Origin of the sequence: Micromonospora sp. Mcm103 (assembly GCF_024519755.1) — a bacterium.
GTDB lineage: Bacteria > Actinomycetota > Actinomycetes > Mycobacteriales > Micromonosporaceae > Micromonospora > Micromonospora aurantiaca.
In genome coordinates this window covers 163458-186465 of record NZ_JALJRJ010000015.1, presented here as the reverse complement: position 1 = coordinate 186465, position 23008 = coordinate 163458, and the positions used below count along the sequence as shown (strand labels likewise).

At 73.1% G+C, this 23008-nt stretch carries 18 protein-coding genes; 5 read left to right on the top strand and 13 right to left on the bottom strand.

Annotation, left to right across the window (positions count from 1 at the left end; translation table 11 throughout):
- Positions 1-635: 635 nt before the first annotated feature.
- From uvrC to rsgA, 4 genes are all read right to left on the bottom strand, one after another.
- A complete protein-coding gene (gene uvrC, locus OC439_RS19695; protein WP_262014692.1) occupies positions 636-2582 on the bottom strand; it encodes an excinuclease ABC subunit UvrC in 1947 nt (648 codons plus the stop codon).
- A 76-nt stretch (positions 2583-2658) separates the two neighbouring features.
- Entirely contained in the window at positions 2659-3147 is a 489-nt protein-coding gene (locus OC439_RS19690) for a Rieske (2Fe-2S) protein (RefSeq protein ID WP_262014691.1), read from the bottom strand.
- 100 nt (positions 3148-3247) lie between these two features.
- Positions 3248-6190 (bottom strand): excinuclease ABC subunit UvrA, encoded by a 2943-nt coding sequence (gene uvrA / locus OC439_RS19685; RefSeq protein WP_262014690.1) that lies wholly within the window; start codon positions 6188-6190, stop codon positions 3248-3250.
- 210 nt (positions 6191-6400) lie between these two features.
- The gene (rsgA, locus tag OC439_RS19680) at positions 6401-7480 is read right to left on the bottom strand and encodes a ribosome small subunit-dependent GTPase A (protein ID WP_262014689.1); all 1080 of its coding nucleotides are present in this window, start codon (positions 7478-7480) and stop codon (positions 6401-6403) included.
- Positions 7481-7717: 237 nt separating this feature from the next.
- Between rsgA and OC439_RS19675 the strand changes: the two genes are divergently transcribed.
- Positions 7718-8434 (top strand): maleylpyruvate isomerase family mycothiol-dependent enzyme, encoded by a 717-nt coding sequence (locus OC439_RS19675; RefSeq protein ID WP_262014688.1) that lies wholly within the window; start codon positions 7718-7720, stop codon positions 8432-8434.
- 8 nt (positions 8435-8442) lie between these two features.
- Positions 8443-9096, top strand: a complete 654-nt coding sequence (locus tag OC439_RS19670) for an MBL fold metallo-hydrolase (RefSeq protein WP_135241188.1) — start codon at positions 8443-8445, stop codon at positions 9094-9096.
- Between the two features lie 45 nt (positions 9097-9141).
- Here OC439_RS19670 and OC439_RS19665 read toward each other — a convergent pair whose 3' ends face one another.
- Both OC439_RS19665 and OC439_RS19660 read right to left on the bottom strand, forming a co-directional pair.
- Entirely contained in the window at positions 9142-9750 is a 609-nt protein-coding gene (locus tag OC439_RS19665) for a DedA family protein (protein WP_262014687.1), read from the bottom strand.
- An 89-nt stretch (positions 9751-9839) separates the two neighbouring features.
- Positions 9840-10514, bottom strand: a complete 675-nt coding sequence (locus OC439_RS19660) for a class I SAM-dependent methyltransferase (protein WP_262014686.1) — start codon at positions 10512-10514, stop codon at positions 9840-9842.
- A gap of 181 nt (positions 10515-10695) precedes the next feature.
- Between OC439_RS19660 and OC439_RS19655 the strand changes: the two genes are divergently transcribed.
- Positions 10696-10899: a cold-shock protein gene (locus OC439_RS19655; RefSeq protein ID WP_013287480.1), complete on the top strand. Its 204-nt coding sequence runs from the start codon at positions 10696-10698 to the stop codon at positions 10897-10899.
- 49 nt (positions 10900-10948) lie between these two features.
- On the opposite strand, the gene OC439_RS19650 is transcribed toward OC439_RS19655, so the two are convergent.
- The 5 genes from OC439_RS19650 to OC439_RS19630 form a co-directional block, all read right to left on the bottom strand.
- Positions 10949-12223, bottom strand: coding sequence for an MFS transporter (locus tag OC439_RS19650; protein WP_262014685.1), 1275 nt, complete (start codon positions 12221-12223; stop codon positions 10949-10951).
- Positions 12220-12795 (bottom strand): ArsR/SmtB family transcription factor, encoded by a 576-nt coding sequence (locus OC439_RS19645; RefSeq protein ID WP_262014684.1) that lies wholly within the window; start codon positions 12793-12795, stop codon positions 12220-12222. Before OC439_RS19645 ends, OC439_RS19650 begins: the two co-directional genes overlap by 4 nt.
- A 97-nt stretch (positions 12796-12892) precedes the next feature.
- A complete protein-coding gene (locus OC439_RS19640; RefSeq protein WP_262014683.1) occupies positions 12893-13801 on the bottom strand; it encodes a hypothetical protein in 909 nt (302 codons plus the stop codon).
- Between the two features lie 170 nt (positions 13802-13971).
- Entirely contained in the window at positions 13972-15621 is a 1650-nt protein-coding gene (locus OC439_RS19635; RefSeq protein ID WP_410054936.1) for a CocE/NonD family hydrolase, read from the bottom strand.
- A 2-nt stretch (positions 15622-15623) separates the two neighbouring features.
- Positions 15624-16139, bottom strand: coding sequence for a MarR family winged helix-turn-helix transcriptional regulator (locus OC439_RS19630; protein ID WP_262014697.1), 516 nt, complete (start codon positions 16137-16139; stop codon positions 15624-15626).
- Between the two features lie 137 nt (positions 16140-16276).
- On the opposite strand from OC439_RS19630, the gene OC439_RS19625 reads away from it, so the two are divergent.
- The gene (locus OC439_RS19625) at positions 16277-18403 is read left to right on the top strand and encodes an MMPL family transporter (protein WP_262014682.1); all 2127 of its coding nucleotides are present in this window, start codon (positions 16277-16279) and stop codon (positions 18401-18403) included.
- Positions 18404-18457: 54 nt separating this feature from the next.
- On the opposite strand, the gene OC439_RS19620 is transcribed toward OC439_RS19625, so the two are convergent.
- Both OC439_RS19620 and OC439_RS19615 read right to left on the bottom strand, forming a co-directional pair.
- Positions 18458-19327 (bottom strand): lytic transglycosylase domain-containing protein, encoded by an 870-nt coding sequence (locus tag OC439_RS19620; protein WP_262014681.1) that lies wholly within the window; start codon positions 19325-19327, stop codon positions 18458-18460.
- Positions 19328-19359: 32 nt separating this feature from the next.
- Positions 19360-20859: a DedA family protein gene (locus OC439_RS19615; RefSeq protein WP_262014680.1), complete on the bottom strand. Its 1500-nt coding sequence runs from the start codon at positions 20857-20859 to the stop codon at positions 19360-19362.
- 131 nt (positions 20860-20990) lie between these two features.
- Between OC439_RS19615 and typA the strand changes: the two genes are divergently transcribed.
- Positions 20991-22859 carry a translational GTPase TypA gene (gene typA, locus OC439_RS19610; RefSeq protein WP_262014679.1) on the top strand — a complete coding sequence of 623 codons (1869 nt, stop codon included), beginning with the start codon at positions 20991-20993 and terminating at the stop codon, positions 22857-22859.
- Positions 22860-23008 lie beyond the last annotated feature (149 nt).

Below are 23008 nucleotides of genomic sequence, written 5' to 3'. Positions count from 1 at the left end.
GACGACCGGGCCGGGCCGATTCCCTGACCTGCCGTGGGTGCCGGGCGGGCCGATGTTCGGCGCTCGGTTCCGGTGCCGCGGGGCTCAGCCATGTACAACGCCCCGCGCCCGCCACCGATTCCACCCGCACGATGGCACCGACCACAGCCACGCCCCCGCCCCGAACCGGACACGGCTCACCAAACCACCCGTCCTCGGTGCGATGGCCCCGGCCTGGTGCGGGATGGAGTCCGCGAGCTGCCGACATCGAACGCCAGCCGTCACAGATCCACTCGACCACATGCGCGATCTTGCAGTTTGGTACCCGGCAAACCTCGCAAAGCTGGCATCCCTGGGGCACCAAGTGCAAGATCGCGTGGGGCCTGGGCGTGGGCGGCCCGCCGGTACAAGCCCCGCGCGGTGTGCGAGATCTTGGTACCGAATGGCCCCTATGGGGGCTCTTCCGTACCAAGATCTGCCACCGCTTTCAGAATGTGGACAGAGGTCGCACCAGGCGGGAAGCCGTCCATCAGTGGAACGCCATGGGTGTCAAACGGGGGCGGAGACACCCATGGGGTTCCAGTCGGGCGTGACGGGTGACGTGCCGGCAAAGCCGGACAGCGAGCAAGCCCGAGGGCGGGCGTGAGCGCGAAGGGTCAGGGACGGGGGGCGGCTTCGGTGGGGGTGGAGCCGTCCAGCGCGGCCAGGATCGCCTCGGCCGTACGCCTGCCGACCCCGGGCACCTCGGTGATCTCCTCCACCGTGGCGGACGACAGCCGCTTCAGCGAGCCGAAGTGCCGCAGCAGCGCCTTACGGCGTACGTCACCGAGGCCGGGCACGTTGTCCAGCGCCGATTCGGTCATCCGCTTGGAGCGCCGCTGCCTGTGGAACGTGATGGCGAAGCGGTGCGCCTCGTCACGGACGCGCTGCAGCAGGTAGAGCGCCTCGGAGGTGCGCGGCAGGATCACCGGGAACTCGTCGTCGGGCAGCCAGACCTCCTCCAGCCGCTTCGCCAGCCCGCACAGCGCCACGTCGTCGATGCCCAGCTCGGCGAGCGCCTTCGCGGCGGCGGCGACCTGGGGCGGGCCGCCGTCGACCACGACGAGCTGCGGAGGGTACGCGAACTTGCGTGGCCGCCCGGTGGTCGGGTCGATGCCGGGCCGGTCGGGGTCGGAGGCGGTCTCCTCGCCCAGCTCGCCGGTCTCGGCGCGGGCGTCGAGGTAGCGGGCGAAGCGCCGCCGCAGCACCTCGGACATGGCCGACAGGTCGTCGGTGGCGCCGCGCACGATGAACCGGCGGTATTCGCTCTTGCGGGGCAGCCCGTCCTCGAACACGACCATGCTGGCGACCACGTCGGTGCCCTGGATCTGGGACACGTCGAAGCACTCGATGCGCAGCGGCGAGGTGTTCATGGCGAGCGCGTCGGCGATCTCGTCGAGCGCCTGGCTGCGGGTGGTCAGGTCACCGGCCCGCTTGAGCTTGTGCCGGGCCAGCGCGTCCTTGGCGTTGCGCTCGACGGTCTCCAGCAGCGACCGCTTGTCGCCGCGCTGCGGCACCCGCAGCGACACCCGGCTGCCCCGGCGGGCGGTGAGCCAGTCGGCGAGCGCGTCGGCGTCGCCCGGCAACTCGGGGACGAGCAGTTCGCGGGGCACGTCGGCCTCACCCTGCTCGCCGCCGTACACCTGGGTGCAGAAGTGGTGCACGAGGTCGCCGGTGGTCAGTTCCTCGGTCTTCTCCACCACCCAGCCGCGCTGGCCACGCACCCGGCCGCCGCGGACGTGGAAGACCTGCACGGCGGCTTCGAGCGGGTCGTCGGCGAACGCGACCACGTCGGCGTCGGTGCCGTCGCCGAGCACCACGGTCTGCTTCTCCATCGCCCGGCGCAGCGCCGCGACGTCGTCGCGCAGCCGGGCGGCCCGCTCGAACTCCAGCTGCTCGCTGGCGTCGAGCATCTCCTTCTCCAGCCGCCGGACCATGCTGTCGGTGCGGCCGGCCATGAAGTCGCAGAAGCCGTCGACGATCTCCCGGTGCTGTTCGGCGGTGACGCTGCCGACGCACGGCGCCGAGCACTTGCCGATGTAGCCGAGCAGGCAGGGCCGGCCGACCTGGCCGGCCCGCTTGAACACCCCGGACGAGCAGGTCCGCGCCGGGAAGACCCGCAGCAGCAGGTCGAGCGTCTCGCGGATCGCCCAGGCGTGCGAGTACGGCCCGAAGTAGCGCACGCCCTTGCGCTTCACCCCGCGCATCACCTGCAACCGGGGGTATTCCTCGTCGAGCGTGACCGCGAGATAGGGGTACGACTTGTCGTCGCGGTAGCGGACGTTGAACCGGGGGTCGTACTGCTTGATCCAGGTGTATTCCTGCTGGAGCGCCTCGACCTCGGTGGCCACGGTGATCCAGTCGACCGACTCGGCGGTGAACACCATCTGCCGGGTGCGCTGGTGCAGGCCGACCGGGTCGGCGAAGTAGGAGTTGAGCCGGCTGCGCAGGTTGCGCGCCTTGCCGACGTAGATCACCCGGCCGGTGCCGTCGCGGAAGCGGTAGACCCCTGGCGACTCCGGGATGGTGCCGGGCGCGGGACGGTAGGTCGAGGGGTCAGCCACGGTGTCAAGCCTAGTCCGCACCCCTGACAGGCGACCGTAGCCGCGTCCCCGCCGGCCGACGGGGACGCGGAACGGGTCAGGCCAGCTTGATCTGGTCGCCGTCGACCTTGATCTCCTTCGCCGCGAGCGGCTTGGTGGCCGGGCCACCCTTCACCGAGCCGTCGACGATCGAGAACCGGCTGTTGTGGCAGGTGCAGTTGATCGTGCCGCCGTCGACGTTCGACACCGGGCAGCGCTGGTGCGTGCAGATCGGGTCGAACGCCTTGAACTGGCCGGCCTCGGGCTGGGTGATCACCACGCCCTGGCTGGCGAAGACGGCGCCACCGCCGACCGGGATGTCCGAGGTGCGCGCCAGCGCACTGCTGCCGTCCCGGTCGCCGCCGCCGGCGTCCCCGGTCGCGGTGGCGCCGGGCGGGCCGCCGCTGGTCGGGGCCTGCCCGGGGGACGCGTCGTCGTCACTGCCGCAGCCCGCGAGCACCACGGCTGCGCCCACCGCGCCGGCTCCGGCGAGCAGACTGCGGCGGCTCTGGGTGAACGGTCGGGTCAGCGCCTGATCATCACTCATGTCCGGCCTTTCTCTCGGCTTACTGCGGAACACGCACAAGCTTGCGGCACGGTTCATATTGACGCGTCAACGAACCGGGAGCCGCGTTGAAGGACGCCGGTCAGCGCGCCCCGGCGGGGACCTTCCGGGTCCGGGACTTGGCGCTGCCGTTGGCCTTCGCCGCCCGGGTGGTGGCCGCCTTGGCGCCCTTGGCCTCGCCGTCGAGCTTGAGGATCGGCCGCAGGAACTGCCCGGTGTGGCTCTCCGGCACCTCGGCGACCTCCTCCGGCGTGCCGGTGGCGAGCACCGTGCCGCCCCGGTGGCCGCCCTCGGGGCCCATGTCGATGAGCCAGTCGGCCGTCTTGATCACGTCGAGGTTGTGCTCGATGGTGATGACCGTGTTGCCCTTGTCGACCAGGCCCTCCAGCACCATCAGCAGCTTGCGGATGTCCTCGAAGTGCAGGCCGGTGGTGGGCTCGTCGAGCACGTAGACGGTGCGGCCGGTGGAGCGCTTCTGGAGTTCGGAGGCGAGCTTGACGCGCTGCGCCTCGCCGCCGGACAGCGTCGGCGCGGGCTGGCCGAGGCGGACGTAGCCGAGGCCGACGTCGACGAGCGTCCGGAGGTGCCGGTGGATGGCCGGGATGGCGGAGAAGAACTCGGCCGCCTCCTCGATCGGCATGTCCAGCACCTCGGCGACCGTCTTGCCCTTGTAGTGCACCTCGAGCGTCTCGCGGTTGTAGCGCGCGCCCTTGCACACCTCGCAGGGGACGTAGACGTCCGGCAGGAAGTTCATCTCGATCTTGATTGTGCCGTCGCCGGAGCACGCCTCGCAGCGCCCGCCCTTGACGTTGAACGAGAACCGGCCCGGGCCGTACCCCCGGACCTTGGCCTCGGTGGTCTCGGCGAACAGCTTGCGGACGTGGTCCCAGACGCCGGTGTACGTGGCGGGGTTGGAGCGCGGCGTCCGCCCGATCGGCGACTGGTCCACGCCGACGACCTTGTCCACGTTCTCCAGGCCGGTGATCCGGGTGTGCCGGCCGGGCACCAGCCGGGCGCCGTTGATCTGGTTGGCGAGCACGGTGTAGAGGATGTCGTTCACCAGCGTCGACTTGCCCGAGCCGCTGACGCCGGTGACCGCGATGAGCTGGCCGAGCGGGAAGCTCACGGTGAGGTTGCGCAGGTTGTGCTCGCGCGCGCCGTGCACCACCAGTTCGCGCCCCGAGGTCTGTGGCCGACGGCTGGCCGGCGTCGGGATGGCCTTGCGGCCGGCCAGGTACGCCCCGGTGACCGACTCGGTGTTGTCCAGCAGCGCCGGCACCGACCCGCTGTGCACGATCTTGCCGCCGTGCTCGCCCGCGCCGGGGCCGATGTCGACGATCCAGTCCGCGACCCGGATGGTGTCCTCGTCGTGCTCGACCACGATCAGCGTGTTGCCCAGGCCGCGCAGCCGCAGCAGCGTCTCGATGAGCCGGTGGTTGTCGCGCTGGTGCAGGCCGATCGACGGCTCGTCGAGCACGTAGAGCACGCCGACCAGACCGGAGCCGATCTGGGTGGCCAGCCGGATGCGCTGGGCCTCACCGCCGGAGAGCGTGCCGGCCGGGCGGTCCAGCGAGAGGTAGTCAAGACCGACGTCGAGCAGGAACTTGAGCCGGGCGTTGATCTCCTTGAGCACGCGCTCGGCGATCATCTTCTGCCGGTCGGTCAGCTCGATGCCGGCGAGCAGGTCGGCCGCCTCGCCGACGGAGAGGTTGCAGACCTCGGCGATGCTCTTGCCGGCCAGGGTGACCGCGAGCACCTCCGGCTTGAGCCGGGTGCCGCCGCAGGCCGCGCAGGGCACGTCCCGCATGTAGCCCTCGTACTTGTCCCGGGACCACTCCGACTCGGTGTCGGTGTGCCGGCGCTCGATCCACTGCACCACGCCCTCGAAGCCGGTGTAGTAGGAGCGCTCGCGGCCGTACTTGTTGCGGTAGCGCACGTGCACCTGGTCGTCGGAGCCGTGCAGGATCGTCTTCTGCGCCCGCGACGGCAGCGCCCGCCACGGGGTGTCGATGTCGAAGTGCTCGGCCTCGCCGAGCGCCTCCAGCAGCCGCAGGAAGTATTCGAGGTTGTGCCCGGTGGCCCAGGGCTGGATCGCGCCCTCGCGCAGCGTGCGCTCCGGGTCGGGGATGACCAGCTCCGGGTCCACCTCCTTCTTGGTGCCGAGGCCGGTGCACTCCGGGCAGGCGCCGTACGGGGCGTTGAACGAGAAGACCCGGGGTTCCAGGTCCTCGATGGCGAGCGGGTGGTCGTTCGGGCAGGCCAGGTGCTCGGAGTAGCGGCGCTCCCGGGCCGGGTCGTCCTCCGGCAGGTCGACGAAGTCGAGCAGCACCAGGCCGCCGGACAGACCGAGCGCGGCCTCGACCGAGTCGGTCAGCCGCTGCTTGGCGCTCGGCTTGACGCTGAGCCGGTCGATCACCACCTCGATGGTGTGCTTCTCCTGCTTCTTGAGCTTCGGCGGCTCGGTCAGCGGGTGCACCACGCCGTCGACCCGGGCCCGGGCGTAGCCCTTGGCCTGGAGTTCGGCGAACAGGTCGACGTACTCGCCCTTGCGGCCGCGCACCACCGGCGCGAGCACCATGAACCGGGTGCCCTCCGCCATGGCCAGGACGCGGTCGACGATCTGCTGCGGGCTCTGCTTGGAGATCCGCTCGCCGCAGATCGGGCAGTGCGGCTCGCCGATGCGGGCGAACAGCAGGCGGAGGTAGTCGTAGACCTCGGTGATGGTGCCCACGGTGGAGCGCGGGTTGCGCGAGGTGGACTTCTGGTCGATGGAGACGGCGGGACTGAGGCCCTCGATGAAGTCGACGTCGGGCTTGTCCATCTGGCCGAGGAACTGCCGGGCGTACGACGACAGCGACTCGACGTAGCGGCGCTGCCCCTCGGCGAAGATGGTGTCGAACGCCAGGCTCGACTTGCCCGAACCGGAGAGCCCGGTGAAGACGATCAGGGCGTCCCGGGGCAGGTCGAGACTGACGTCACGGAGGTTGTGCTCGCGCGCGCCACGGATGATCAGTCGGTCGGCCACGGTGCGTGTGCTCCCGGAAGAAGAATATGAGGCGGATCTGTGCACCAGACGCCGGGTCTGGGTGGTTTTCACAGGTTGTCGGGGGCGCAGAGAAGACGCCCCGGCAACTCTAGCCCCGACGTATGACAACTTCCGTCGCGCGAACATTCCCCCAGCTCAGGCCGGTCGGGCGCGAACCACGCAGGTCCACCCGACCGGCCCGGGCCGGGCTCAGAATGCCCCTGGTGCGGGCGGGGTCGCCGGACGTCCGGTACGTCGCCGCCCGGCCCGCCGTCCGCCCCGCCGTTCGGCCGCCAGCCGGGCCGCGCGGCGGCCGCCCTCGTGCTCGATCTCCCGCTGCAGCCGCCGCCAGCTCTCCCAGCGACGCACCGGCAGCTCGCCGTCGTCCAGCGCGGCCCGCACCGCGCAGCCCGGCTCGGCGTCGTGGGCGCAGTCGGCGTACCGGCAGCCGGCGGCCAGCTCGGTGATGTCGGCGAACGCCCGGTCCAGCCCGGCCGCGCCGTCGAGCAGGCCGACGGCCCGTACACCGGGGGTGTCCAGCACCGCTCCCCCACCCGGCAGCGGCACCAGCGACCGCCAGGTGGTGGTGTGCCGGCCCTTGCCGTCGACCCGGCGGATCGCCTGGGTGCGCATCACGTCCGCCCCGGCCAGCGCGTTGACCAGGCTCGACTTGCCGGCCCCGGAGGGGCCGAGCAGGCCGAGCGTGCGGCCCGGGGCGACGTGGCGGCGCAGCGGCGCCAGGCCGGTGCCCCGCTCGGCGCTGACCGGCAGCACCGGCACCCCCGGCGCGAGGTCGGCCAGTTGCCGGGCCACCGCCGCCGGGTCGGCGGCCAGGTCGGCCTTGGTGAGCACGACGAGCGGCTCCGCCCCGGATTCGTGCGCCAGGGAGAGCAGCCGTTCGATCCGCGCGGCGTCCGGTTCCGGGTGCACCGGCTCGACCACCGCGGCGGCGTCGAGGTTGGCGGCCAGCACCTGGCCGCTGGAGTCCTTGCCCGCGGTGCGCCGCACCAGCGCGCTACGCCGCGGCAGCACCACCTCCACCGTGACCGGGCCGTCCGGCCAGGTGGACAGCAGCACCCAGTCACCAGCGCAGGGCAGCGCGGTCAGGTCGCGGGCGGCGGCGGACAGCACGCCGCCGCCGAGGCTGGCCCGCACCGGCCCCTGCGGGCACAGCACGGTGCAGACGCCCCGGTCCACCCGGGCGACCCGCCCGTGACGGTGGCCGGCGCGCCGGTCGAGGTGGGCCGCCCAACCGGCGTCCCAGCCGAGGGCGGTCAGATCGAGAGTCATGGTGTCCTCATCGGTGTCGAGGGGAGATACGGCGGAACACACGCGCTGCGACCGGCATGCACACCACCTCCCCTCCGACTCCCGGTGCCGCGTTCGCGACGACGTGGACGCCGGCGCGTGCGGCGCCGGTCCGATGTCGTCGGCCCCGACGGTAGGTGTCCCGCCGACGCGCCGAAAGCGATTTCCCCCCGGGCACGGCCCGGTCCGGCCCGCTAGGGTCGGACGGGTGAGAACGCGATGACCGCCGACCCCCTGCTGCTGACCGGCCCGCTGGCCGAGGCGAACGACCGGCTGCTGCGTACCGTGTCCGGCCTGACCGCCGCGGACGTCGCGGCGCCCTCCCTGCTGCCGGGCTGGTCCCGCGCGCACGTGCTCACCCACCTGGCCCGCAACGCCGACGGGTTCGTCAACCTGCTCACCTCGGCGCGCACCGGTGAGGAGATCCCGATGTACGCCTCGGCGCACGCCCGCGCCGACGACATCGAGGCCGGCGCCGGGCGCGGCCCGGCCGACCTGCTGGACGACCTGCGCCGCAGCGGCCAGCGCTTCGACGCGGCGGTCGCGGCGATGCCCGCCGACGCGTGGGGCGCCACGGTGCAGACCCGGCGCGGCCCGTGGCCGGCGGCGATGCTGGTCTGGGGCCGGCTGCGCGAGGTCGAGGTGCACCACGTCGACCTGGCGGCCGGTTACCGGCCCGCGGACTGGCCGGACGCGTTCGCCCAGCGGCTGCTGCACGAGGTGGTGACCGGGCTGGCCGGCAATCCGGCCGCGCCGGCCATGGTGCTGCGTTTCGACGGCGCGGCGTCCGAACTCGTCGTGGGTGACCCCGAGGGGGCGCCCACGGTCACCGGCCCCGCGCCGGAACTCGCCGCCTGGCTCACCGGCCGGGGCGCGGGCGAGCTGCTCACCGTCGAACCCGACGGTCCTCTGCCGAACCCACCGGAATGGATCTGAACATCGTCATGACCTACACCGGAGACGTCACGCCCGGCGGTCCGCCGGCCGTGCGCGAGCTCGACCGGCTCACCGTCACCAAGCTGTCGGTGGGCCCGATGGACAACAACGCCTATCTGCTGCGCTGCAACGCCACCGGCGAGCAGGTGCTGATCGACGCCGCGAACGAGGCGCCGCGCCTGCTGGAGCTGGTCGGCGACGGCGGCCTGGCCGCCGTGGTGACCACGCACCAGCACATGGACCACTGGGTCGCGCTGGAGGAGGTGGTGGCCAAGACCGGGGCGCGCGCGCTGGTGCACGCCGACGACGCCGAGGGTCTGCCCATCGAGGCCGAGCGGCTCGCCGACGGCGACACGGTGCCGGTCGGTGACTGCGCGCTGGAGGTCATCCACCTGCGCGGGCACACGCCGGGCTCGATCGCGCTGCTCTACCGCGACCCGGCCGGCACCCCGCACCTCTTCACCGGAGATTCACTTTTTCCGGGCGGCGTGGGCAACACGGACCAGGACCCGGAGCGCTTCGGCCGGCTCATCGACGACGTCGAGGCCAAGCTCTTCGACCGGCTGCCGGACGACACCTGGTTCTACCCGGGCCACGGCAAGGACAGCACCATCGGCGCCGAGCGGCCCGCGGTGCCGCAGTGGCGCGCCCGCGGCTGGTGAGCACGCCCGGTCCGGCCTCCCCCGTGACGGCCGGGCCGGGCGCGGTCAGCCGGTGACCGCCCGCAGCCGCCGCCGGGTGGCGAGCAGCACCGGGCCGGCCAGCAGCAGCCCGACCGCCATGGTCAGCACCGTCGGGTTCAGCGCCGCCGGCAGCAGGCCGGTCAGCGCCCGCGCGGCCAGCCCCAGCGCCACGTAGAGCCCGGCCCACGCGGTGGCCCCGGCCGCCGCGCAGACCAGGAACCGCCGGTACGACATCCGCAGCCCGCCCGCGGCCAGCGGCAGCAACGCGTTGAACACCGGCAGGAACGGCGCCACCAGCACGATCCGTCCGCCGCCACGGTGCAGCAGCGTCTCGGCGGCGGACCAGCGGGACTCGCCGATCCAGCCGCCCACCCGGCTGTCCCGAAGCCGCCCGCCCCAGCGCCGGCCGGCGAAGAAGCTCAGCGACCAGCCGGCCAGGCAGCCCGTGACCACCGCCGCGACGGTGAGCGCCCCAGCGGCCGGACGACCCGCGCCGACCGCCGCGAGGACCGCGGCGTCGCCGGGCACCAGCACCCCGATCAGGGGTACGGCGTCGGCGAGCATGACCACGCCGAGCAGCCCCATCAGCAGGGTGGTGGGCAGCTCACCGGCGGCGGCCACGAGTTCGTTCATGGGCTGCACGCTATGTCCCGGCTGCACCCCGGCACATCGGGCATGATCCCCCAGTGGTCCCCGACACCCGGCCGGGGAGACCCCTAGGGTCAGCGGGGGCGGAGCACCTGCACCCGGCGGACCGGGGAGTCGACGGAGGGTTCGGTGGTCGGCACCGGATAGCTGGCCACCAGTTCCAGCCCGTCCGGCGGCAGGTGGCCCCGGTCCGGGTCGCCGACCAGCACCTGCACGCCGTGTGCGGCGCAGCGCCGCAGGTAGGGCAGAACCCGGGCGGCCAGCCCCGCGTCGTAGAGCGCGTCCCCTGCCACCAGCAGGTCGGCGCCCGCCACCCCGTCGAGCAGGTCGGCACCGTCGGCCGTCACCCGGACCCGGTTGGCCCGCGCGTTGACAGTGACCGCGGCCACCGCGTACGGGTCGATGTCGTTGGCGACCACCTCGTCGGCGCCGGCGAGCGCGGCGGCGATGGCGACCAGCCCCGATCCGGCGCCCAGGTCGAGCACCCGCCGCCCGGCGGCCAGCTCCGGGTGGTCCAGCAGGTGCCGGGCGAGCGCCTGCCCACCGGCCCACACCGACGCCCAGTACGGCGGCGGCAGCGACCGCCCGGCGGCGGCCTCCATCCGGGCCCACCACAGGATGGCGTCCTCGGCCAGGTGCAGACGCACCTCCGGCACGAACGGCGTACCGACCAGGCGCAGGCGGTCCGGGCCCGCGCCGGGCGCCGCGATCTCCTGCTCCAGGTCGGCCAAAGCCGTCTGCCTGCTCATCGGGGCAAGCATGCCGTGCCCGGCCCGACGGCGGGGTCTTTTTCCGGTCGCGCACGTATTCACGGGCGCGCCGCGCGCTTCCGGCAGCGGATTCCGGTCCGGACGGTTACTGTCGGGGTGGTACAGGGCGATCACCGGCCGTGGAGCCGATGCTCGCCCGCATTGGAACAGGGAGAGACGCATGGCAACCGGCACGGTCAAGTGGTTCAACTCGGAAAAGGGCTTCGGCTTCATCGAGCAGGACGGCGGAGGCCCGGACGTGTTCGTCCACTACTCGGCCATCCAGAGCAGTGGCTACCGCGAGCTGAACGAGGGCCAGAAGGTCGAGTTCGAGGTGACCCAGGGCCAGAAGGGCCCGCAGGCGGACAACGTCCGTCCGATGTAACGCGTGCCGGTGGCGGCGGTCGGGGTCCGACCGCCGCCGCAGTGCATCCTCAGGACGGCGCGGCCGGCAGGTCGCGCCGTTTCCGTAGTGGCCCGGCCAGCAGGATCAGCGGGGTCAGCGCCAGCCAGGCGGTCATCGCCCGGATCGCGCCGCCCGGCCCCCAGACCGCGCCCAGCGCGCCGGCGAGCAGGGCGGCCAGCGGAATGGTGCCGTAGTTGAGCAGGTGCATGCTCACCGTCGCCCGGCCGAGCAGCCGGTGCGGCGTGTACGTCTGCCGGAAGCTGCCCTTCACCACGTTGCCGACGGCGACGCCGAGGCTCACCAGCACCCCGCCGAGCACCAGCCAGCCGGTGCGCGCGCCGGGTCCGGCGAGTGGGATGAGCAGCGCGGGCGGGCCGGTCAGGGCGCCGGCGACCAGCAGCGTACGGGCGCTGCCGAGCCGGCGGGCCAGGCGTGCGGCGAGCGCGGCGCCGATCACGCCACCGAGGCTGGCGAGTCCGATCAGGAGGCCGACGAGGCCCGCCGGAAGGTCGGCCGAGCGGACCAGGAACACCACGAGCACCGCCTGGTAGCCGGTGAGGCCGATGTTGCTCGCCGCCCCGAAGACCGTCAGGACCCGCAGGTACGGGTCGCGGACGACGAACCGCAGCCCGGCGGCGACCTCGCGGCGCAGCGACGTCGACCCGGCCGGACGGTGCGGGCGGGGTTCGTCCGCGCGGATGCGGCGCAGGCACAGCGCGGACAGCAGGAAGCTGAACGCGTCCAGCGCCACCGCGGTCACCGCGCCGACAAGCTGGGCGACCAGACCGGCCAGACCCGGCCCGACCAGGTAGCTCGCCGTCTGGGTGGCGTGCAGCCGCGCGTTGGCCTCGGGCACCTGCTCGGGACGCAGCAGCGTGGGCAGGTAGACCTGGTCGGCGGTCTCGAAGAAGACCCGGGCCAGGCCGGCGCCGAGCGCCACGATCAGCAGGTGCCCGACGGTGAGCAGCCCGGCCAGGGCGGCCACCGGCACGCTCGCGAACAGCGCCGCGGCGGCGAGGTCGGCGGCGATCATCACGGGCCGGCGGCGGACCCGGTCGACCCACGCCCCGACCGGCAGGCCGGCGAGCAGCCACGGCATCCAGGCCGCGGCGGTGAGCACCGCCACCTGGAACGTGGTCGCGTCGAGCACCGCGACGGCGACCAGCGGCAGCGCCACAGCGGTCATGTTGCTGCCCACCGCGCTGACCGTGTGACCGGTCCAGAGCAGCCGGAAGTCGCGGTCCCGGAACAGCGGGCCGGGCGGCGCCTCGACCGGCCCGGACGTGCGCGCGGGAGCGGTCACGGCCGGCCCGGCACGCCGTGGGCGAACACGAAGACCGGCTCGCGGGGCTGCCCGTCCTCGGGCACCGGCCGGTCGGCCCACCTGGCGAACAGCGCGATCACCTCGCGGCTGAGTTCGGCCAGCTCGTCCGGGGTCAGGTGCAGCCACTTGTCGGTGCTGAACGGCCCCTCCCCCCACGCGGCGTGCGCCTCGTCGGGGGCGGCCTGCCAGGCGCGGACCAGCTCGGCGTGCCGCTCCAGGTTGAGCGAGCTGGCCGCGTCGGCCACCACCCGGGCCGCCGGGTCGTCGTCGAAGTCGCTGTTGGACCAGCGCACCCCGCGGTCGCGCAGCCGCCACCAGCGTTCCCGGCGGTCGCGGGCCAGCTCGGGCGCCTCGGCCAGCAGATCGGCGGCGGCGAGCACCTTGAGGTGGTGGCTCACGTTCGCGGGCGCCTGGCCGGTGTGCTCGGCAAGCATGCCGACGGTGCACGGGCCGTACACCTTGAGGACGTCCATGAGCCGGCGGCGCAGGGGGTGGGCGAGCGCGGCGAGCACCCGCGAGTCGGTGACCTGCCGGACGGAGGGCTGTTCCATGCGGCGAGCATGACATTAGCAAGAGTTGTTGCGCAATACCTCTTGCGGATTAGGAGAGGCCGGGGCGCCGCGACGCGACGGTCGCGGCGCCGGACGGTCAGGCGGTCAGCCGCCGGGACAGTTCGTCGGCGACGTCCCGGGCGATCTGCGGCGGGATGGCCTCGGCGATCTTCTCCGGCGGCAGGCCGGCCAGCACCCCGGAGACGATCTGCTCCTCGTCGGTGAAGTCCTTGCCGGACAGCTCGTTCACCTGCGCCACCAGCGCCGGCCAGGCGCGCAGCATCGCCAGCATCTGCTGCAACGGCGAGTTCGCCATCGGCGGGTTCACGAGCCCCGTGGTGTTGACCGGCGAGATGAGCCAGTTGCGCAGGTTCTGCAGGTCGGCCAGGACGTCGCCGACGGTACGGTTCTTGGCGCCGGTGTCGCGGATGAGCTTGTCGGTCTGTTCCATGTCGTCCTCCGGTTTCGCGATGGCGATCATCCCGATCGCGGTCAGGTAGCGGCGGAACAGCGGGGTCTGGTCCCGGCCCGCCTTCGTGGAGTCGCGGAAGAAGCTGAAGTGGGTGTGGAACAGGTGGCTGCTGTCGCCGCCGGTGCGCCGTCCCAGCCGGTCCCAGCGGCGTACGGTCCGCCCGTCCGGGGAGTAGATGACCTCCCGGATGTCCCGGGTGTCGGCGGCGTTCGCCACGCACTGCGCCACCATCCAGGTGGAGAACGTCCGCAGGTTGTGCGTGCCGCCACCGGAGCGGACGGAGAACGTGCCGACGTCCAGCGCCGACGCGTACAGCGTGAGCCCGGACCGGTCCCGGTTGGACTCCACCACCGAGTAGTCGTTCGTGACGACCCGGTCGGAGCCGCAGTGGTAACCGCCGCGGTGGTTGACGTCGCCGACGATGCCGACCTCCGCCGGCTCCAGGTCGTCGGCGCGTACGGCCTTCTTGTCGACGTTGAGGTAGGTGAGTAACAGGTTCCGGACGGCCAGCAGGTTCGCCGGGGCCGACGTCATGACAGATCCCCTTCCGATCGATGACCGGCGAGGGCACGACAATCACACCGCGTGATGACATGCGATCCGCGGACGCGCCCCGCCGGATAACTGCACGGCACCGGGCACTTGCTCCGAGCTTAACCACGGTTCGGCAGAAGTGCCCAGCTCAGGGGCGGTTTTTTGAACTATCAGCCCGCTGTGGACGGTGCCGGCACGAGCGGCAGCACCAGTGCCGAGGGATGCTCGCGATCGTGGAGGATCTCCCGCCATCCAGCACGGAGGGTCACAGGGGTGCCGAGCGGCTCACCGGTGCCGGGATTGCGCGCGTAGCGCGGATGGGCGCCGCCGGAGACCTGCACCCGCAGCCGGTGCCCGGGCGCGAAGCGGTACGCCGTGGGCCAGAGCGTCACCGGCACGGCGACCACTCCGGACGGATCTCGCGGGAACCGGCCGGGCTCGACGCGGACCAGGCCGTCGCAGACGTTCCACGAGCGCCCGCGCCGGTCCACGTCGCACAGACGCACGAACACGTCCAGGTACGACAGTTCGCTGCGCAGGTGGACCTCGGCGCGTACCGGCCCGGCCACCTCGACCGGCTCACGCAGCGGCTCGCTGGTGTAGGTGAGCACGTCCGGGCGCGCCTCGACCGGCCGGTTGTCCACCGCACCGGCCCGCTGGGCCACCAGCAGCGGGCCGCCGAGCGACGGGGTGGGGTCGGCCGGGTCGTACCAGATCCGGTCCGGTGCGCCGTGCTCCTGCGGCTCCGGGGCCAGCCCGCCGGCGGATCGCAGATGCCATCGGGCGGGGGTGGCCGGTGGCGGCCAGTCCGGCAGGTCGCGCCAGCCGCCGCCGTCGCCGCCGACGTGCACCCGTACCGGCGCGCGGTCCGGCCCGGGCCGCCCGGCCAGGTGGGTGTCGAGCCAGTCCAGGCCCTCCCGCAGCGACGCCAGGAGCAGCCCCGGGCTGCCGTGCGTCCACGGCCCGACTACCAGGCGGGTCCGCGTCCCGGCGGCCCGCAGGCGGGCGTAGTCGTCGAGCTGGGCCGGCAGGAAGATGTCCTGCCAGCCGCTGACCATCGCCACCGGGGCCCGGACCTCGGTGATCCGGTCGCCGAAGACCCGGGTACGCCAGTAGTCGGCGCCGGGCGTGTGGTGGCGCAGCCACTCCTGGAAGAACGGCACCGTCACGCCGGTGGCGACCCGGTCGGCCTCGGCCAGCGGCAGGTGCGCCAGGGCCCGGGCGAGGCGGGGCTGGCCGCGCTTGAGTTCCCACTGGCGGGCCAGCCAGGGCACGGTCTGCGCCTGGAGCAGCTCGGCCCAGGTGAGCACCGTGTCGAGGGCGAACGACTCTCCCGCGTACGTCGAGTCGCGGGTGCCCGACGCGGTCACCACGGCGACCATCGCGCGCAGCTCGTCGCCCGCCTCGGCGGCGAGCGCCCACTGCACGAAGCCCTGGTAGCTGGCGCCGAACATGCCGAACGCGCCGGTCCACCACCGCTGGCGGCGCAGCCAGTCGAGTGTGTCGAGACCGTCGTCGCGCTCGTGCACCAGCGGCGCGAACTCGCCGCCGGAGCCGAACGTGCCGCGGCACGACTGGATCACCACGTGGAAGCCCCGCTCGGCGATCAGGCGGCCCAGCAGCCGGATCGGCCCGCCCCGCCCGTACGGGGTGCGGATCAGCACGCACGGCGCGGCGGGCAGGCCGGGCGCGTAGTGGTCGGTGCGCAGCGTCACTCCGTCGCGTACCCGGACCGGGATGTCCCGGGTGACGGTGACCCGCCCGGTGCGGGCGGCGGGCAGTTGCAGCGCCGCGGTGGCCGCCCGGGTGACCAGCCGCACGATCAGGCGTCTCCGGACGCGGCGCCACGGCGGGGCGCGGCGCGGATCTCGTCCCGGTGGGTGCGCATGGAGTGCACCATCTCGGCCATGAACCGGTGCACCACGGCCAGCTCGTCGTCGCTGAAGCGGTCCATCACGTCGTCGGTACGGCGGCCCAGCGGCCCGAAGAAGCTCTGCGCCAGCGTGGCGCCCCGGTCGGCGTAGTGCAGCAGGATCTTGCGGCGGTCGGCGGTGTCCCGGTCGCGCCGGATGTGGCCGCCGCGCTCCAGGCGGTCGACGAGCGCGGTCACCGAGCCGGAGGAGATGTTGAGCGCCTCGCCGAGCCGGCCGGGGGTGATCGGGTCGCCCACCAGCTCGGCCTCCATCACCGCGATCAGGGCGTACAGGTCGGTGGCGTTGAGCCCGTGCAGCCCGGCGAACGCGTGCCCGATGTGCTGCGCGTCGACCGAGTAGCGGCGCAGGTCGTTTGTGATGTCGGCGACCATGCGACCGCGTGGGTCGTCGCGCCGCCGGTACATCCTGTGCGCCGTCACCGCTTGCCGCCACCCCCTGTCGAACAGCTCCGGTTGCAGCATAGAACCACCCCGGATAATCTCGCTTATCAAGATACTCGTTAAAAAAGAATTCCCCGCGATCAATACTGTGAGGGCATCAGATGTCTCTGTTCACCCGCGTCGTCCGGGGCCGGCTGGCCGCCTGGCTCACGCTGGCCGCCGCACTCGTCGTCGGCGTGGTCGCCTTCGGGCTACCGAAGCCGGACAATCCGGCGCCCGTCTCCGACACCGGCCTGTCCGTGGAGTGGCAGTCGACGCAGGTTGAGCGGCTCCAGGAACAGTTGCCCTCCAAGGACGCCCAGACCGCCCTGGTGGTGGTCAGCCGCGCCGACCAGGCCCCGCTGAGCGGGGCCGACCGCAGCGTGCTCGACGGCCTGGGCGGCGAGTTGAACTCGCTCGCCGCCGGCGGGCGGGTCTCCCCCGCCCAGGTCTCCCCGGACGGCACTGTGGCGCTGGTCGCGGTGCCGCTGTCCACCGAGGGCGGCCCGTCGGCGGTGGTCGACGAGGTGGAGGAGCTCCGCGAGGCGGTCGGTGACCTGCCCGGCGAGCTGACCGTCGAGGTCACCGGCGGCCCGGCGTTCACCGCCGACCTGGGCAAGGTGTTCCAGGGTGCGGACACCACGCTGCTGCTGGTCACCGCCGCCGTGGTGGCGGTGCTGCTGCTCGTCACCTACCGCAGCCCGTTCCTGTGGCTCGTACCGCTGCTGGTGGTGGGCGCCACCGAGCAGATCACGCTGCGCGTGGTGGAGTCCCTCGTCCCCGCCTTCGGCATCTACCTGCCCAGCGGTCAGGTCACCGGCATCGCCAGCGTGCTGGTGTTCGGCGCCGCCACCAACTACGCGCTGCTGCTCATCGCCCGCTACCGGGAGGAGCTGCGCCGCGAGGAGGACAGGTTCGCCGCCATGCGCTCGGCGCTGCGCCGTACCGCCGAGCCGATCCTGGCCAGCGGCAGCACCGTCGTCCTCGGCGTGCTCACGCTGCTGCTGTCCGAGCAGGAGACCAACCGGGCGCTCGCCATCGCCTGCGCCACCGGTGTGATCCTCGCCATGCTCTGCGCCCTGTTCGTGCTCCCCGCCGCCCTGCTGCTGTTCGGCCGGGGCCTGTTCTGGCCGTTCATCCCCCGCGTCGGCAGCGCCGCCCGCGAGGGCCGGATCTGGGGCCGCCTCGGCGAGCTGGTGGTCCGCCGGCCGCTGCCGGTCGCCGCGCTCGCCGTCCTGCTGCTCGCCGGCCTCGCCCTCGGCGGCCTCGGCATCCGCACCGGGCTGTCCGAGACCGAGCAGTTCAGCGAGAAGCCCGAGGCGGTCGCCGGAGCCGAGACGCTCGCCCGGGCGTTCCCGGCCGGCAGCACCCAGCCGGTCGCGGTGCTCACCACCCCGCAGGCCGCCCAGGCGGTCCTCGCCGCGGCCGGCGGCGTCGACGGGGTCGCCTCGGCCCGCCCCGGCGCCGCCGGGGACCGGGTCGCCCAGATCGACGTGGTGCTCACCGCCGAGCCGGGCAGCGCCGCCTCCGACCGGGCCGTGGTGGCGCTGCGCGACGCCGTGGCCGCCGTACCGGACTCCGCCCCGCCCGCCGTGGACGGCGCGGACGCCGCCGACGGCGCGCTGGTCGGTGGTTCGGTCGCCGCGACCTACGACTCGAACGAGGCGAACACCAAGGACCTCAAGCTGATCCTGCCGCTCATCCTGCTGCTGGTCGGCGCGGTGCTGGTGCTGCTGCTGCGCGGGCTCCTGGCGCCGCTGCTGCTGGTGCTCACAGTCATCGCCTCGTTCTTCGCCAGCCTCGGCGCGGCCTGGCTGCTCTTCGACCACGTGCTGGACTTCCCGGCGCTGGACAGCGGAGTGCTGCTGCTCGCGTTCGTGTTCCTGGTGGCGCTCGGCGTCGACTACAACATCTTCCTGGTCACCCGGGCCCGGGAGGACGCGCGCCGCACCGGCACCCGCGACGGCATGCTGTCGGCGCTGCGGGTCACCGGCGGCGTGATCACCAGCGCGGGCGTGCTGCTCGCGGCGGTGTTCGCGGTGCTCGGCGTGCTGCCACTGATCACCCTCACCCAGATCGGCATCATCGTCTGCGTCGGCGTGCTGCTGGACACGCTGCTGGTCCGGACGGTGCTGGTACCGGCGCTGGCGTTCCTGCTCGGCGACCGCTTCTGGTGGCCCGGCCGGATCACCCGGTCCGCCGACGCGCCCGCCACGACGCCGGCCGAGCTGGTCGCCGCGCGGGACTGACCGGACGGGCGGGGGCCGGCGCGTACGCCGGTCCCCGCCCGTTCGTCCGGTCGATCAGAAACTCAGGCACTCGCACTCGGTCATCAGCGCCCGCACGTTGCGCACGTACTGCGGGTTCGGGATGGTCAGCGGCTGATCCTCCCGCGCCACCGCGCCGTGCCCGTAGTTGTAGGCCGCGATCACGGCGTTGAGCAGGCAGGAGTTCAGCTCACTCGTGCACAGTGAGGCGTCGAGCCGGTAGTCGGACTCGAAGTACATGTCGCCGATGTACTTGGTCAGCCAGGCCAGGTAGGTGCCGCCCAGGTAGGCGTTGTCCCGGTAGGCGTCGATGTCGTACGACTGGCCGAAGCGCTGGTTCATCCACTCCGCCGTGGCCGGCATGACCTGCATCAGCCCGACCCCGCCGTCACAGGCGACGATGTTGGACTGCCACCCGCTCTCCTGCCAGGCGGTGGCCTTCATCAACGCCGACGGGATGCGGATGTCCGGCGCCGAGGTAGGCCAGTAGGTCCGCGCCGCCGCGTCGGCGAGCGCCGCCTTCACCTGGCTCTGACTGGCCTTGGTGCCCCGGTAGCTCGGCTTGCAGCCGTCGTCCACCGGCTTCGGCGGCGCCGGTGGCACCTGGGTCTCGGTCGGCGGCTTCGGCCGGGCCAGCGGCGCCGTGGTCGTGCGGGACGGCTTGGCCCGCGGCTTCGGTTTCGCCGACGCGCTCGGGCTGGGCCGGCCGCCCATCGCCGCGACCGCCGGTGGCTCGTCGCTCGGCGCGTCGGCCGGCGCCTCCTGCGGCTGGTCCGCCGGTGCCGCCGTGGGCAGGTCCGCAGCGACCTCCCGGACCGGCCGTTCCTCCTCGCCGCACGCCGTCAGCGTGGCCGCCGCGACCAGTGCCACCACCGTCACGGCCCACCGGCCGAGTCCTCGCCGCATCGGACCTCCCCGTAGTCCCCCGTCGGCGCACCCTAGCAAGGATCGACAGGTCCGGGGGGTACCCGGAACGCGGACCGGCGGCCCCGGGGCCGGGGCGGCGACTCCCCCGCCACCGCGTCGGCCGGCCCCTCGTCCGGCTCCGCGCCGGCGGACCGTTCCTCCCGGGCCGCGCCGCCCGGTCGCTCGTCCCGGTCGGTCAAGCGGTCCCGGGTCGCCCACGCCACCACGAACACGGTGGTCCAGGCGACGCCCAGCAGGACCGCCGTGACGGTGCCGCTCGCCGTACTGAAGCCCAGGTAGAGCCGTGCGCCGGTGACAGTGACCACGCCCGCCGACGCGACCGTCCAGACCGCCGCGCCCACCGGCCAGCGGGCGCCGTGCGACAGCAGCCAGGCGAGCGTGCCGAAGCTCGCGGTCACCACCGCGTTCTGCGTCGGGAACAGGTCACCGGGGCGGTCCGGGCTGCCCGGGCCGGTCAGGTCCGCGACGACGACGAGCAACACCAGCGGCACGGCGGCGCCGACGGTGCCCAGCACCCCGAGCGGGTCCGCCCGCCACGCCCGGCCGCGCCGGGCCACCACGGCGGCCACCACCGCCACCGCGGCGATCAGCACCCAGCCACGCAGCACCGACACCGCCAGCAACGCCGTGTCGACCACCCCGGGGGTACGCCGGGCGGCGAACCAGTCGGCGACCAGCCCGTCGAGGACGTACAGCCCGCTCTGCGCGACCACCGCCTCCAGCAGGACCGCCACGGCCAGCCCGGCGACGAACAGCAGCGCCAGCCCCAGCGCCAGGTTGATCAGCAGCGTCCAGGCCGGGCCGACCCGCATGGCGACCAGGAAGAACAGCACCCCGTACCGGGCCCGCAGCCAGCGCAGCGGCGGCAACGCGGCGGCCCGTGCGGCCAGCGCGCGTACCGGGTCCGGGTTGCGGCCCAGCCAGCGGCCGGCGAGCACGACGGCGAGCAGGCACAGCAGCAGGACCAGCACCGCGCCGGTGGCCCGGCCGAGCAGCTTCGACACCCGCTCGTACGACTCACCGGCCAGGTAGCCGGCCAGCACCGAGGCGCCCACCCAGCTCGCCACCCCGGCCAGGTTCCACGGCGCGAACCGCCGGTACGGCATCCCGGCCGACCCGGCCAGCCGGGGCGCCAGCGTGCGGGCGAACGCGATCCAGCGGGCCGCGAGCACACCCCGGCCGCCGAGGCGCTCCAGCAGCGAGTCGGCCCGCCGCCACCGGTGCGCGCCGATCCGGGCACCCACCCCGGAGGCACGCAGACGGGGGCCGTAGCGGCGGCCGGCCCGCCACGCGAGTGTGTCTCCGATCACGGCAGCGGCGGTCATCGCCACCAGCACGGGCGCGAGGCGCAGCGTCCCCGCGTACGCTAGGAAGCCGACCAGAAGCAGGGTCGCCTCGCCGGGCATCAGCAGCCCGACGATCACCGCGGTCTCCGCCGCGACGATCGCCGCGGCGGCCACGTAGATCAGCAGGGGCGGCAGCTCCTGCAGCCAGCTCAGCAGGTCAGGCATCGGACACCCCGCACGGGTGTCAGCATGCCAGTCGCTGGAACGGTCGGCACAGCACTTTCGACGCAGATCCGGGTTGTCTCGGGGTGACCCCGAGGCGTGCCCCGGCAACCGCAGACAGGAGTATGGAGGGTATGCAGCTACGCACCGACCTCCGCAACGTCGCCATCATCGCCCACGTCGACCACGGCAAGACGACCCTGGTCGACGCCATGTTGCGGCAGGCCGGCGCCTACGGCGCCCGTGGTGAGAACACCGAGCGGGTCATGGACTCGATGGACCTCGAGCGCGAGAAGGGCATCACCATCCTCGCCAAGAACACCGGCGTGCGGTACCTGCCGGCGGACGGCTCGGAACCGGTCACCATCAACATCATCGACACCCCCGGTCACGCCGACTTCGGCGGCGAGGTCGAGCGCGGCCTGACCATGGTCGACGGTGTGGTGCTGCTCGTCGACGCCAGCGAGGGCCCCCTGCCGCAGACCCGGTTCGTGCTCCGCAAGGCGCTGCGCGCCCGGCTGCCGATCATCCTGGTGATCAACAAGGTGGACCGTCCGGACGCCCGGATCAAGGAGGTCGTGGACGACACCTACGAGCTGTTCCTCGACCTGGACGCCGACGAGGAGCAGATCGACTTCCCGATCGTCTACGCCTGCGCCCGCGACGGCATCGCCTCGCTGACCCAGCCCGCCGACGGCGCCGTCCCGGACGACAGCAGCAACCTGGAGCCGCTGTTCCGCACCCTGCTGGACACCATCCCCGCGCCCGCGTACGACGAGGGCGCGCCGCTGCAGGCGCACGTCACCAACCTCGACGCCTCGCCGTTCCTGGGCCGGCTCGCGCTGTGCCGGGTCCGCCAGGGCACCATCAGCAAGGGCCAGACCGTGGCCTGGTGCCGCACCGACGGCAGCACCCAGCGGGTACGCATCTCCGAGCTGCTGATGACCGAGGGCCTGGAGCGCAAGCCGGCCGAGTCCGCCGGGCCGGGCGACATCATCGCCGTCGCCGGCATCCCGGAGATCATGATCGGGGAGACGCTCGCCGACGCCGAGAACCCGGTGCCGCTGCCGCTGATCACCGTGGACGAGCCGGCCATCTCGATGACCATCGGCACCAACACCTCGCCGCTCGTCGGCCGGGTCAAGGGCGCCAAGGTCACCGCCCGGATGGTCAAGGACCGGCTCGACAAGGAGTTGGTCGGCAACGTGTCGCTGCGGGTGCTGCCCACCGAGCGGCCGGACGCCTGGGAGGTGCAGGGCCGCGGCGAGCTGGCCCTGGCGATCCTGGTCGAGCAGATGCGCCGCGAGTCCTTCGAGTTGACCGTCGGCAAGCCGCAGGTCGTCACCCGGGAGATCGACGGCAAGACCTGCGAGCCGGTCGAGCGGCTGACCATCGACGCCCCGGAGGAGTACCTGGGCGCGATCACCCAGCTCCTGGCCACCCGCAAGGGCCGGATGGAGCAGCTGGTCAACCACGGCACCGGCTGGATCCGGATGGAGTGGCTGGTCCCGGCGCGCGGCCTGATCGGCTTCCGGACCGAGTTCCTCACCGAGACCCGCGGCACCGGCATCCTGCACCACGTCTTCGAGTCGTACGAGCCGTGGTTCGGCGAGCTGCGCACCCGCAACAACGGCTCGCTGGTCGCCGACCGCGCCGGTTCGGTCACCGCGTTCGCGATGACCAACCTCCAGGAGCGCGGCCAGCTCTTCGTCGAGCCGGGCACCGAGGTGTACGAGGGCATGATCGTCGGTGAGAACTCCCGCTCCGACGACATGGACGTCAACATCACCAAGGAGAAGAAGCTCACCAACATGCGCTCGTCGACCGCCGACGAGACCGAGAAGCTGATCCCGCCGCGCAAGCTGTCCCTGGAGCAGGCCCTGGAGTTCTGCCGCGAGGACGAGTGCGTCGAGGTCACCCCGGCCGCGGTGCGCATCCGCAAGGTGGTGCTCGACCAGCAGCAGCGTGGCCGGGCCGCCGCCCGCCGCAAGCACGCCGGCTGACCCACCAGCTCACCAGCCCCACCCGGAGCCCGGCCCGCCCCTCGGCGGACCGGGCTCCCCCCTTCCCCTCCCCACCGCCGCCCACCGCTGCCGCCCACCGCTGGACGATCATGAGGTTGGCGGCAGTCCTGGAGATCAAATCCGCCGCC

Excerpts from the sequence above, each read along its gene's own strand:
- OC439_RS19670 (WP_135241188.1), top strand. The coding sequence starts at position 8,443 with ATGACCTACACCGGAGACGTCACGCCCGGCGGTCCGCCGGCCGTGCGC.
- OC439_RS19625 (WP_262014682.1), top strand. The coding sequence starts at position 16,277 with ATGTCTCTGTTCACCCGCGTCGTCCGGGGCCGGCTGGCCGCCTGGCTC.
- OC439_RS19620 (WP_262014681.1), bottom strand. The coding sequence starts at position 19,327 with ATGCGGCGAGGACTCGGCCGGTGGGCCGTGACGGTGGTGGCACTGGTC.
- rsgA (WP_262014689.1), bottom strand. The coding sequence starts at position 7,480 with ATGACTCTCGATCTGACCGCCCTCGGCTGGGACGCCGGTTGGGCGGCC.
- OC439_RS19665 (WP_262014687.1), bottom strand. The coding sequence starts at position 9,750 with ATGAACGAACTCGTGGCCGCCGCCGGTGAGCTGCCCACCACCCTGCTG.
- OC439_RS19675 (WP_262014688.1), top strand. The coding sequence starts at position 7,718 with ATGACCGCCGACCCCCTGCTGCTGACCGGCCCGCTGGCCGAGGCGAAC.
- OC439_RS19640 (WP_262014683.1), bottom strand. The coding sequence starts at position 13,801 with ATGACGTCGGCCCCGGCGAACCTGCTGGCCGTCCGGAACCTGTTACTC.
- OC439_RS19660 (WP_262014686.1), bottom strand. The coding sequence starts at position 10,514 with ATGAGCAGGCAGACGGCTTTGGCCGACCTGGAGCAGGAGATCGCGGCG.
- OC439_RS19655 (WP_013287480.1), top strand. The coding sequence starts at position 10,696 with ATGGCAACCGGCACGGTCAAGTGGTTCAACTCGGAAAAGGGCTTCGGC.
- OC439_RS19630 (WP_262014697.1), bottom strand. The coding sequence starts at position 16,139 with ATGTACCGGCGGCGCGACGACCCACGCGGTCGCATGGTCGCCGACATC.
- OC439_RS19615 (WP_262014680.1), bottom strand. The coding sequence starts at position 20,859 with ATGCCTGACCTGCTGAGCTGGCTGCAGGAGCTGCCGCCCCTGCTGATC.
- OC439_RS19690 (WP_262014691.1), bottom strand. The coding sequence starts at position 3,147 with ATGAGTGATGATCAGGCGCTGACCCGACCGTTCACCCAGAGCCGCCGC.
- OC439_RS19645 (WP_262014684.1), bottom strand. The coding sequence starts at position 12,795 with ATGGAACAGCCCTCCGTCCGGCAGGTCACCGACTCGCGGGTGCTCGCC.
- typA (WP_262014679.1), top strand. The coding sequence starts at position 20,991 with ATGCAGCTACGCACCGACCTCCGCAACGTCGCCATCATCGCCCACGTC.